Genomic DNA, 10,949 nt, shown 5'->3' on the forward strand with positions numbered 1-10,949 from the left:
ATGAAAACAAAAGAAGAATTGCCGGATTGCCCGGTAGCGACGACCGTCGCGCTTATAGGCAACAAATGGAAGCTGCTTATCATCCGCAACCTGCTCGTTCGTCCGTGGCGTTTCAACGAATTACACAAGAGTCTTGACGGCATCAGCCAGAAGGTGCTCACCGAGAGCCTGCGGCAGATGGAAGCGGACGGAATCATCACCCGCACCGTTTATCCCGAAGTCCCGCCGCGCGTGGAATACGCGCTATCCGAGCTCGGCGAGAGCATGCGCCCGATCCTCATGTCCATGCAGGACTGGGGGAACAATTACAAAGCGTCGTTGGAAAAATAATGACAAGATCAGAAACAGCAAAATAGTTAATTGATAACTGCACGCACTTTTTACATAGCGTATGTCCCGTCTCGGGCGTGAATATCTGCAGATGGGCTATTACACCGAGCAGTATTTCCCCGAGCGCCACGTTCGCTTCATCGCGGTCAACGACGGCGTGGACAGCGCCAACGGCGAGAACGACCTGACGGCGATCCGCAACATCATGAACGAGTGGTATGCGAAGGACATCAGCCGCAAATGCAAATCGGCGCACAGGGTGCGCGGAAAGTCCGGGATACCGCTCGGCCAGCCGCCCTTCGGGTATATGAAGGATCCGAAGAACAAAAACCGCTGGATGATCGACCCGGACGCCGCACCGGTCGTGCAGGAAATCTACAGGTTGTATCTCGACGGCAACGGACTCGATACGATCGCCCGGATCCTTCAGGACGAGGGACGTCTGAACTGCATTTCCTACTGGCAGGAAAAAGGCGTCGGCAGAGGCGGCAAAAAGACTCAGCCGAACCCATACAAGTGGAAATGCTCCACGATCTCGGGCATCCTTCGGAGGCAGGAATACTGCGGCGACGTCATCAACTTCAAGACCTACACCACGTCCTTCAAGAATAAGAAGCGATTGGAAACACCCGAGAAAGACCGTTTAGTCTTCCGAAGTGTGCACGAACCGATCATCGACCGCTCGACGTTTGAGAAGGTGCAGCAGATGATAGGCAAGACCAGCCGCCGCCAGCCGAAGGAGGAGAACGGCCCGAAAAGCATCTTCTGCGACGTCGTTTTCTGCGCGGACTGCGGGAAAAAGCTGTGGTATCACACCAGCGCCACCAACAAAGATATCCACTTTTTCTCCTGCTCGAACTACTACAAGGATTACCGTGGAAGTTGTCAGAGCCGCCACTATATCCGTTCCGACGCGCTCTACACCATCGTGACGATGGAGCTGCGGCGGCTCGCGGACTATTTGAGGAACGATGAAGACCGTTTCGCTGAGATCCTGGCGCGCAAGAGCGATAAAGACTACAAGGTCGCACACCGGCAAATACAGGGCGAACTTGCGAAGGCGGGCAAGCGGCTGGAGCTTATCCCGAAACTGCTCAAACAGCTCTATGAAAAAAACCTGAACGAAAAGGTCTCAGATGAGGATTATATGATCCTCTCGCGCGAATATGATGCTGAGCGTAAGCGCCTCAACGAGCGCATCATCAATCTCAACGAAAAGCTGAAGGATCTGGAGGATCGCCGTTACGAGAGGGACAAGTTTATCTATGCGATCCGGCGGTTTATGGAAATGAAGATGCTGACGAAGCATCTTCTGACTGAGCTTATTGACAGGATCGAGGTGCACGAGACCGAAGGCGTTGGCAAGAACCGCACTCAGCGCGTGGTGATCTACTACCGCTTCGTCGGGTATCTGGAAATACCTGAGGAAACGTCCACACGTTTTTCGAAGGATACGCGTCAGGGCGTTTCGGTGGAGTATATCTCCTGCGCGCCGATCAAGGTACACTACGGCGACGACGGAGAAGAGACCGAGGAAGGAGGGTAAACAAAAAGGAGCAGGCGAACCTGCTCCGATACATAGGGATCAACGATTAAAGTATATAATCAAAAGGATAAGCGCGATTATTCCAACACCAACAAGTACACCGATCCAAGCGTGAGACTTTTTCTTCTTAGGCGTATATTTGGGAAGTTCGGGTGGAGCTTGATAAGTATATTGCTGGACTTGCGGTCTTTGAATCCTGTTTTCAGATGCCTGCTTCTTTTGCTGTCTGCGAATTGCGTTCTCTGACTCAATTGCTTTTCTTAGCAAAGTCAACGGATCACTACCGGAATAAATACGGCTATGAAAATCTTGAACGAAATCCAAATCTTTAGGGTCGCTGATTTGATATGAGCCGGAATCGTGAGCGATCTGGTTTCTGACCCAGCGGATATGCTTCAACATTTTATAGTCGGTATTCCAAGAGAAAACACGGTATTGTCCTTGATAGGTTTTGTGTTCCATTTGAGCAATATATTCGCTGACACCGTTTTGACAAGAGTACATTTCCGAGCATAGCTTGTCCAAGCGCTTGTACTCTTCAAAAAAGTCATTATCGGCTATATGCAACTTGCTCACCTGCCTTTTGATTATTATATCATAAGAAACCATTAAAAACAATGAACCGAAAAAATACGAGTGGTCATAACTCGAATCCGTTATGACCACTCGAAATGGTTGCGGAGGAGGGATTTGAACCCACGACCTCCGGGTTATGAGCCCGACGAGCTACCGAACTGCTCTACTCCGCGATATTGGCGTTCCGTTTCAACGCTCTGTTATTATACATCATAGATACACATTTTGCAAGTGTTTTATTCATTTTTTTGATAATTTTATTATTTAAAGATATAATTCGTAAACAATCTATGTAAACGCGGCGCAAAAACAGCCGAAAGCGCGGGCTTTCGGCTGTCGTACGTTGTTTTTTGCGGTTGAAGTGTCTATTGCGCTTACGCATTCAGCGCGGCGATGATATTCGGGAGTTCCGCGTCTACGGCGTCGTTCTCGAGCTGGCAGGTGCCGGCGTTGCGGTGTCCGCCGCCGCCATAACGGAGGCAAAGTTCGCCGATGTCGACGTTCGAGCCCTTGTTGAATATCGATTTGCCGATCATTACCGCGGTGTTCTGCTTGCGGAAGCCCCACGCGACGTGGACGGAAATCTGCGTTTCCGGATAGAGCGCGTAGATCATGAAACGGTTGCCGGCGTGGATTATCTCCTCGTCGCGCAGGTCGAGGACGACGACCTTGCCGTGCACCTTCGCGATGCGCTTGAGCTGCGCCTCGAAAAGCTCCGCCTGCTCGCGGTAAAGCTGCACGCGCTCCGCGACGTCCGGCAGCGCGAGTATCTCGTTTATGCCGTGGTTCATGCAGTAGCCGATGAGCTCCATCATCAGATCGTAGTTGGAAATGCGGAAGTCGCGGAATCTGCCGAGCCCGGTGCGGGGGTCCATGATGAAATGCAGCAGCACCCAGCCCTCCGGATGAAGCACTTCGTCGAGCGTGAAATCTGCGCTGTCGCCCTTGTCGACCGCCGTCATAAGCTCATCGCTGATGCGCGGGAACGCTTCTTTGCCGCCGTAGTAGTCGTAGACGACGCGCGCGGCGCTGCGGGCGTTCGGGTCTATAATCAGCTTGCCGCCGACCTCCTGCGCCTTCAGGCGGTCGATCTCCGACTCGTGATGGTCGAAGGCGATAGCGACGCGCGGATCGTAAGGCAGGTTGGTCGTGACGTCGTTTTCGGTCAGCTCGACCTTGCCGTCCTGCACGTCCTTCGGGTGCACGAACTTGATCTCGTCGATCATATCGAGCTCGCGGAGCATCATCGCGCAGGCGAGTCCGTCGAAATCGCTGCGGGTAACAAGTCTCATTTTCTTATCCATAATAACCCTCCGAAACAGATTTGTTTACAAGTTGATTATAGCATTTCCCTCCCGCTTTTTCAATAGCGAAGTTATGCGCAAAGCGATTTTGCGCACCGTTTTTTCAATATGGCGGGACAAAAGGCAAAAAACGGTTGATTATTCACGAAAAATCGTTATACTTAATATGTAAGCTTGTACGCAGGGAGGCGCGCGCTTTGAATAACGCTCACACCGGAAAAACCGCATATTTCGCGCGGAGGACGCTCGCGCTGCTGCTTGCGTTTTTAGTCGCCGCCGCGCTCGCGCCGGCCGCCCGCGCCGATGAAACCGCGACCGCGAAGCGCCTGCGGCTCACGGTTTCCGGCGGATACTCCGCGATCACGAGCAAGTTTCTCGCCGAGGGCGCGGACCCGCTGACCGACGGCTCCTACCGCACGGAAGCGCGCGTCTACGGAACCCTCTCGCTCTCCGCGCCGGCGAACATAGCGAATCTTTACATATCCTTCTCGGATACTCCGACCGAATTCACGGTCACGGCCGGCGACCGGCGTCTGCGCTGCGTGCCGCAATACCTTGAAGTCTGCGTGGACGTTTCCGCGCTCGCCTCGAGCACGCTTTCGCTCGCGTTCATCGGACAGGTCAACGTCTGCGACGTGTACGCCTACGGCGAGGGCGAGCTGCCCGACTTCGTTCAGCGGTGGGAGCCGCCGTGCGAGAAGGCGGATATCCTGCTCATCTCCGCGCACGCCGACGACGAGCATCTTTATTTCGCGGGGCTTCTCCCCTACTACGCGGGCGAGCTCGGCTGCGCCGTGCAGGTCGCGTACTTCACCGACCACGTCGCCGAGCCCTACCGCCGCCACGAGCTGCTGAACGGCCTCTGGACCGCGGGCGTGCGCAATTACCCCGTCATCGGCTCGGTGCCCGACGCCTTCTCCGACTCCGAGGCGGAGGCCCTGAAAAAACTCTCCGCCGCCGGAATGTCACGCGACGACGCGCTGCTGCAGCAGGTGCGGCTGATACGCCGCTTCAAGCCGCAGGTCGTCGTAACGCACGATCTTGAAGGCGAGTACGGGCACGGTCAGCACCGCCTCTGCGCCTCCACGGCGCTGGAGGCCGCCGGAATCGCCGCGGACGCGGAAAGCGATCCCGCGAGCGTTTCGCTCTACGGCGCGTGGGACGCGCCGAAGCTCTACCTGCACCTCTACCCCGAGAATCAGATCAATATGAACTGGGACTTCCCTCTCGACGCCTTCGGCGGCAAGACCGCGTTTCAGGTCAGTCAGGACGGATACGCCTGCCACTTGAGCCAGCGCGGTCCACGCTTTGACAGCTGGATCTTCGGCGAGAAAAACGAGATAACGAAGGCGGCCGAGATCGCCGAATACTCCCCATGTCTTTACGGTCTGGCGCGGACGAACGTCGGCGCGGACGTGAATAAAAACGACTTCCTCGAGAACGTGATCACCTACGCGGAGCAGGAACGCCTCGCGGCCGAGGCCGAAGCCAAACGGCAGGAGGAGGAACGCGCCGCGGAGGCCGAAGCGAAAGCGAAGGCCGACGAAGAAGCGAAAAAGCGTGCGGACGCGGACGCCGCCTCCGAAAGCGACGCCTCCCGCGCGCGCGGACTGAACGCGCTCGCCGTCGCCGCCGCCTGCCTGCTCGTGCTCTCCGTCGCCGCTTACGCGGCGCGCAGGGCGTTCGATAAAAAGCAAAGGAGCAAAACGAAATGAACGAGAACCTCTTCAAACGCAACGAGCTGCTCGCGCAGAAGGTTATAAAAGGGCTTGAATCCCGCAACATGACCGGCTTCTACGCCGAAAGCAGGGAGGCCGCACTCGCCAAGGCGCTCGAGCTCATCCCCGAGGGAAGCTCCGTCACCATGGGCGGCGGAATGAGCGTCCACGAGATCGGGCTCGTCGCCGCGCTGAAGGAAGGCCGCTACAACTTCATCGACCGCGAGAAGATGGACCGCCGCGCCGCGATGCTCGCCGCCTACGACGCGGACTTCTTCCTCTCGAGCGCGAACGCGATGACAGAGGACGGCGTCATAGTCAACATCGACGGCAACGCCAACCGCGTTTCCGCGATCGCGTATGGGCCGAAGAAGGTGCTGATGATCGTCGGCATGAACAAGATCTGCCCCGACGTCGACTCCGCGATGAAGCGCGCCCGAAACGTCGCCGCGCCCGCGAACACGCAGCGCTTCGGCATCAACACCCCCTGCGCGAAGACCGGCGCCTGCGCGAACTGCAAGTCGCACGACACCATCTGCTGCCAGTTCCTCGTCACCCGCTACTCACGCCACGACGGCAGGATAAACGTCATACTCGTCAACGATACGCTCGGATTCTGAGCCAAAGGAAACAACTGATGAAATATATAGAAAACCAAACCTTTCCGCACGAGCGCGACCTTTACGCCGCGGACGGCGTTCACCTGATCTCCTGCGTCTTTGACGGCGAGGAGGACGGCGAATCCGCGCTCAAGCAGGCAAAAAACATCGCCGCCGAAAAGTGTTATTTCAACCTGCGCTATCCCTTCTGGCACGACGAGGACGTCAAACTGCGCGACTGCGTGATGACGGATAAGTGCCGCGCCGCGCTCTGGTATACGCGCCGCGCCGTGATAGAAAACTCCACCCTCGGCGGCATAAAGGCGCTGCGCGAATGCGACGACGTCGAAATAACCGGGACGAAGATCGTTTCGCCCGAGTTCGGCTGGCGCTGCCGGAACATCACGATGCGCGGCTGCGAAGCGGAGAGCGAATACCTCTTCTTCGGCTCGAGCGGTCTGCGCTGGGACGACGTGCGTTTCAAAGGCAAATACTCCTTCCAGTACGCGCGCGACGTCGAAATCAACAACTGCACGCTCGACACGAAGGACGCCTTCTGGCACGCCGAAAACGTCACCGTGCGTGACAGCGTGATAAACGGTGAATATCTCGCGTGGTACTCCGACGGGCTGACGCTGATAAACTGCCGCATCAGCGGCACGCAGCCGCTCTGCTGCTGCACGAACCTCAAGCTGATAAACTGCGAAATGACCGGCGCCGACCTCGCCTTTGAATACTCCGACGTCGAAGCCGACCTGCGCGGAGACCTCGTCTCCGTCAAGAATCCCCGCGGCGGCATCATAACCGCCGACAGCGTCGGCGAGGTCATACTCACCTCAGACAGCGTTTATCCCTCGCTCTGCGAGATCGTGCAAAGGCAGGCGTGAGCAGTTATCATAATTATATAAAAACTAACGGAGGTAAAAAAACTATGGACGTCAAAGAAATCGAAAAAGCGATATCCTCGATAACCGGCAGCAGCACGAAACTCGACGCCTTCAAAAAAGACCCCGTCGCCGCGGTAAAAAGCGTTGTCGGCGCAGTGCCGAAGGACGTTATCGACAAAATCGTCGACGGCGTCAAGGCGAAGATCGCCTCCGACAAGGTCTCCGGCGCGCTCGACGCAGTCAAGGGACTGTTTTAAGCGTTCGGTCATTAAAAAAGCACGCCGCGAGGCGTGCTTTTTTAATGCTCTTTTTTATATTCTGCGCAGCTTCATCATACCGTCGCCGAAGGGCAGCAGGCCGTTTTCGTCGAACGCCAGCTCGTCCCACGGGGACTGCTCTTCGCCGAAAAGCTCGCGGTGTTCGCCGGTGTTGTAGTAATACCTGCCGTCGACCGCCTTCCACTCCTTTTCGCCGCCGGCGGTGAACATACCGTCCTTGTAACCGGAGATCTCGCCCGCTTCGAGCGCCGCTTTTATCTCCTCCTCGGAGACTCCGGCGGGCAACTTCATCCACTGCACGACCTTGTGATCCGCGGTGAACTCGACGCGGCCGGCAAAGACGCCGAGCGCTTCGTTCGCCTCGTCCTCATCCGCGCCGCGCGCTTTGAGGTCCGCTTCGACCGCTTCCCTGCCGAAAAGCCCGAAGTCGCCGCCGACCATAGTCATCGCCTCGGCGATCTCGTAGACGCCGACGATGCCGTCAAGCGCCTTGTCCGATTCGTCCGGCTCGATATCGCCGACGTCCTTCGGCTCTGTCACAACGCCGTCGGCGGTCTTTTTCAGCGCGACGGCGAGGAAGCCGAGCCCGAAAACGAGGTTTTCATCCCGCTGCGAAAGCGTCTCCGCGCTCTTGCGGAAATCGCCCTCGGGGATATCCATAAACGCGCCGAGCGTGTAGTGATACTCCGCCCGGTCGGTCTGCTCCCACGTTCCGCGCTCCTCTTTTCCGGAGCCTGAGTCGCGCATTATCACGGAGTGATCCTCGAAAAACTCGAAGGAGAGCGCGGTGAAATCCCTGCCGTCGTCGCTTTTGAACTCGGACGCGGGAATATGCGCCAGGTCGTTCGAGAACGCGTTGACTATATAGTCCGGCCGCCACGTTCCGACGATGAATTTTAATCCTCTGCGAAGGTCCTGTTCGTCAAGCGTCATAGTCTTTTCCGCCTTTCTTGAAGTGTTATTATCAGTTGTTTATCTTGAAATGCGCGCCGGGGCTGTCTTCCGTCAGCGGCAGGAAGGTGTATCCGTGCTCCAGCCCCCACTGGATTATCTTCTCGACCGCGTTGACCGAGAAGCCCTTTATATCGTGCTGCAGCACGATGGAGTATTTGCGGTTTTTCACGCCGTTGATGACGTTCTTATAGACCTGCTCGGTGCTGGTCGTTCCGCCGGCGTCGCCGCTGGAAACGTTCCAGTCGAAATATTTATAGCCCTTCTCCTCGAGCGCCGCGGCGAGCCGCGTCATGATGCCGACGCTGTAGTTGCGGCTGACCGTGTTCGAGCTGCCGCCCGGGAACCGGACGAGCTTTGTGTACGAACCGGTCTTGCTCTTGATGACCTCGTTTACCTTGTCGAGATCGGCGAAATACGCTTCTTCGCTGACGTAGATATCCTTGTATTCGTGCGTATAGCTGTGGGCGGCTACGGTGTGCCCCTCCGCCGCCTCGCGCGCGATGAGGTCCGTCTTCATCGTGCCGACGACGAAGAAGGTCGCCTTGACGTTGTATTTTTTCAGCACGTCGAGCAGTTTTTCGGTATACTTGCTCGGCCCGTCGTCGAAGGTCAGATATATCACCTTGCCGGTGCCGTCGACCTCGGGGGAGTCGTCGCCGCCGGGAACGGTGCCGTCCTTTGCCCGTATCGTCACGGTGCGCCTGACGGTGGTTTCGTTGCCGTAGGAATCCCTGACGGTATAGCGCAGGGTGTAAAGCCCGGGGTTTTCGTTATCCACAGCGCCCTTGACCTCGACCTTGTCGGTCAGGTCTCCGTCGAGGTTATCCGCCGCGACGTAGCCCGGCTCCTCGAACTTTCCCTCGCCGACGGTGAAGGTCACGCTCTTCTCGCCCTTCAGCGTTATCTCGGGCGGGACGGGGTCGTTGAAGGGTATCTCGCGCGTCGCGGCCGCGACGTTTCCGGCGGCGTCGGCGACGGTGTAGGTCGCAACGCTGCCCTCTATCGTGCGGACGACCTGCGCGGTGAGGTCTCCGTCGACCGCGTCGGAGGCGGAATAGCCCGCGTCGTCATATTCCGTGCCGGGCAGGACGTATTCGCGCTCCTCCGGCACGAGCGTTATGACCGGCGGCGTGGTATCCACGACGCTGACGACGCAGCGGCGCGTCTGCGAGCCGAGGAAGTATGAAACGCTCCACGTCACCTCGTATTCGCCCGGCTTAGTTAAATCGACCTCTCCTTCGCGCTCGACCTCGAGCGCGCGGCCGTCTTTGTCGAAGATATTTCCGCGCAGCTCGGCGGTGACGTCCGGCAGCTCGAAGCCGCTGCCGCATTCGACGGTCAGCGTTTCTTCCTCCGGAAGTCCGGTAAACTCGACCTGCCTGTTATTCACCAGATGCAGCGTCAGCGCCGCCGCCGCGATAAGAACGGCCGCGATCGCCGCGATAAGCGCCGCCTTCCGCGATCGCGGATTCCGTTTTGACGGTTTGAAAAGCTTAAATCTCGTACTCATTCATCCATCCCCGCCGTTTCGACCTTCGCGGAGAAGCATACGGCTCCGTCGCGGGCGAAGGCGAAAAAGCCCTGCCCGTCGGTAAGAACGGAGAACTCCGCTTCCGGCGGAAGCTCTTTGCTGTAATTCATTTCAAGCGCGGCTATGCGCTCGCCCTTCGGCAGATAGTCCGTAAGGATATCGACGTAGCGGGTGTTGTTCAGATGCCCGTACTGGTCGATATAGTGCGGGTAAACGACGCGCCTGCCGAGCTCGGTCATATTCTCCGGCGGCGTCAGCTTCGCCGGCGCGGGCGCGGTGACGGTGAACGCCTCGACCCGCGGCAGGTAGCTGTCGTCGTGACGCCCGGGACGGATGATGCGCTTCTTTTCACTGTCCACCAGCGTCCAGTAGGAGTGCGCGTCGGCGAGCAGCTCTCCGCGCGCGTCGCGCAGCGCGTAGTAACGGACGAAGAAAAGCCCGTCATAGCGCGGGGCGCAGGTCAGCGCGGTAACGACGTCATCGTATTTCGGCAGGCGGTAAAACCGCACGTTGTTGCGGACGATAACGAGCATCTCGTGAAGCTCGTTCATAACGTAAAAACCGTGGTTCGCGCGCTCCATATGCTCCATACCGGTCTGTTGGAACTGCCGGAGGATATCCGTTTCGCGCATGCGTTCGCCGACGGTTATCATATTGCTGTCGACGCGGAACTCCCGCGCCACCATTGAAAGATCCATACTGTGTTTTTTCCTTTTCCTTATCGGCTCAAACGCCTTTTGCGCGTCGGCGGGCGTCAGCCCTTTATCTGCGCTTCGACGAGGGATTCGCCGCAGTACTTCTCGCGCAGGCGCGGCTTCTCGATCTTGCCGGTCGGGTTGCGCGGGACCTTGTCGAAGATCACGCGGCGCGGACGCTTGTAGCGCGGGAGCTCCGCGCAGAAGGCGTTTATCTCCTCCTCGTCGGCGGTCTCGCCCGGCTTCAGCTCGATTATCGCCGCGGCGATCTCGCCGAGGCGCTTGTCGGGAAGCCCGATGACCGCGACGTCCTTTATCTTGTTGTTGGCGCGCAGGAAGTCCTCGATCTGAACGGGATAGAGGTTCTCGCCGCCGGTGATGATGACGTCCTTCTTGCGGTCGACGAGGAAGATGAAGCCGTCCTCGTCCTCGCGCGCCATGTCGCCGGTGAAGAGCCAGCCGTCGCGCAGGACCGCGTTCGTGGCGTCCTCGTCCTTGTAGTAGCAGGTCATGACGCCGTCGCCCTTGACG

Annotated in this window: 12 protein-coding genes and 1 tRNA gene; 6 read left to right on the forward strand and 7 right to left on the reverse strand. The window is 57.9% G+C overall.

The window, feature by feature from the left end; translation table 11 throughout:
• The gene (locus IJL83_02545) at window positions 1-330 is read left to right on the forward strand and encodes a helix-turn-helix transcriptional regulator (GenBank protein ID MBQ6552478.1); all 330 of its coding nucleotides are present in this window, start codon (window positions 1-3) and stop codon (window positions 328-330) included.
• 91 nt (window positions 331-421) lie between these two features.
• The gene (locus IJL83_02550; protein ID MBQ6552479.1) at window positions 422-1,876 is read left to right on the forward strand and encodes a recombinase family protein; all 1,455 of its coding nucleotides are present in this window, start codon (window positions 422-424) and stop codon (window positions 1,874-1,876) included.
• A gap of 39 nt (window positions 1,877-1,915) precedes the next feature.
• Here IJL83_02550 and IJL83_02555 read toward each other — a convergent pair whose 3' ends face one another.
• From IJL83_02555 to IJL83_02565, 3 genes are all read right to left on the reverse strand, one after another.
• Complete coding sequence (locus IJL83_02555) at window positions 1,916-2,443, reverse strand: hypothetical protein (protein MBQ6552480.1); 528 nt, start codon at window positions 2,441-2,443, stop codon at window positions 1,916-1,918.
• Between the two features lie 105 nt (window positions 2,444-2,548).
• Window positions 2,549-2,625: transfer RNA gene (locus tag IJL83_02560), tRNA-Met, on the reverse strand.
• A 201-nt stretch (window positions 2,626-2,826) separates the two neighbouring features.
• Entirely contained in the window at window positions 2,827-3,756 is a 930-nt protein-coding gene (locus IJL83_02565) for an exopolyphosphatase (GenBank protein ID MBQ6552481.1), read from the reverse strand.
• A gap of 197 nt (window positions 3,757-3,953) precedes the next feature.
• On the opposite strand from IJL83_02565, the gene IJL83_02570 reads away from it, so the two are divergent.
• The 4 genes from IJL83_02570 to IJL83_02585 are packed head-to-tail and all read left to right on the forward strand — an operon-like array spanning window position 3,954 to window position 7,217.
• Window positions 3,954-5,471 (forward strand): PIG-L family deacetylase, encoded by a 1,518-nt coding sequence (locus IJL83_02570; protein ID MBQ6552482.1) that lies wholly within the window; start codon window positions 3,954-3,956, stop codon window positions 5,469-5,471.
• Window positions 5,468-6,094, forward strand: coding sequence for a lactate utilization protein (locus tag IJL83_02575; GenBank protein MBQ6552483.1), 627 nt, complete (start codon window positions 5,468-5,470; stop codon window positions 6,092-6,094). Before IJL83_02570 ends, IJL83_02575 begins: the two co-directional genes overlap by 4 nt.
• Window positions 6,095-6,111: 17 nt before the next feature.
• Window positions 6,112-6,960 (forward strand): DUF3737 family protein, encoded by an 849-nt coding sequence (locus tag IJL83_02580; protein ID MBQ6552484.1) that lies wholly within the window; start codon window positions 6,112-6,114, stop codon window positions 6,958-6,960.
• A gap of 44 nt (window positions 6,961-7,004) precedes the next feature.
• Complete coding sequence (locus tag IJL83_02585) at window positions 7,005-7,217, forward strand: hypothetical protein (GenBank protein ID MBQ6552485.1); 213 nt, start codon at window positions 7,005-7,007, stop codon at window positions 7,215-7,217.
• Between the two features lie 54 nt (window positions 7,218-7,271).
• On the opposite strand, the gene IJL83_02590 is transcribed toward IJL83_02585, so the two are convergent.
• From IJL83_02590 to IJL83_02605, 4 genes are all read right to left on the reverse strand, one after another.
• Complete coding sequence (locus tag IJL83_02590) at window positions 7,272-8,171, reverse strand: hypothetical protein (GenBank protein MBQ6552486.1); 900 nt, start codon at window positions 8,169-8,171, stop codon at window positions 7,272-7,274.
• 31 nt (window positions 8,172-8,202) lie between these two features.
• Window positions 8,203-9,702, reverse strand: a complete 1,500-nt coding sequence (locus tag IJL83_02595) for a polysaccharide deacetylase family protein (GenBank protein MBQ6552487.1) — start codon at window positions 9,700-9,702, stop codon at window positions 8,203-8,205.
• A complete protein-coding gene (locus tag IJL83_02600; protein MBQ6552488.1) occupies window positions 9,699-10,421 on the reverse strand; it encodes a hypothetical protein in 723 nt (240 codons plus the stop codon). The genes IJL83_02595 and IJL83_02600 overlap by 4 nt, the downstream gene beginning before the upstream one ends.
• A gap of 56 nt (window positions 10,422-10,477) precedes the next feature.
• Window positions 10,478-10,949: AMP-binding protein (locus IJL83_02605; protein MBQ6552489.1), on the reverse strand; the 472-nt coding region annotated here is incomplete at its 5' end.

This window comes from Clostridia bacterium (assembly GCA_017438525.1).
Classification (GTDB): domain Bacteria; phylum Bacillota; class Clostridia; order Oscillospirales; family RGIG8002; genus RGIG8002.

Coding starts and splice junctions, on each gene's coding strand:
- IJL83_02545 (MBQ6552478.1), top strand. CDS start 1: ATGAAAACAAAAGAAGAATTGCCGGATTGCCCGGTAGCGACGACCGTC.
- IJL83_02550 (MBQ6552479.1), top strand. CDS start 422: ATGGGCTATTACACCGAGCAGTATTTCCCCGAGCGCCACGTTCGCTTC.
- IJL83_02565 (MBQ6552481.1), bottom strand. CDS start 3,756: ATGGATAAGAAAATGAGACTTGTTACCCGCAGCGATTTCGACGGACTC.
- IJL83_02575 (MBQ6552483.1), top strand. CDS start 5,468: ATGAACGAGAACCTCTTCAAACGCAACGAGCTGCTCGCGCAGAAGGTT.
- IJL83_02580 (MBQ6552484.1), top strand. CDS start 6,112: ATGAAATATATAGAAAACCAAACCTTTCCGCACGAGCGCGACCTTTAC.
- IJL83_02585 (MBQ6552485.1), top strand. CDS start 7,005: ATGGACGTCAAAGAAATCGAAAAAGCGATATCCTCGATAACCGGCAGC.
- IJL83_02590 (MBQ6552486.1), bottom strand. CDS start 8,171: ATGACGCTTGACGAACAGGACCTTCGCAGAGGATTAAAATTCATCGTC.
- IJL83_02595 (MBQ6552487.1), bottom strand. CDS start 9,702: ATGAGTACGAGATTTAAGCTTTTCAAACCGTCAAAACGGAATCCGCGA.
- IJL83_02600 (MBQ6552488.1), bottom strand. CDS start 10,421: ATGGATCTTTCAATGGTGGCGCGGGAGTTCCGCGTCGACAGCAATATG.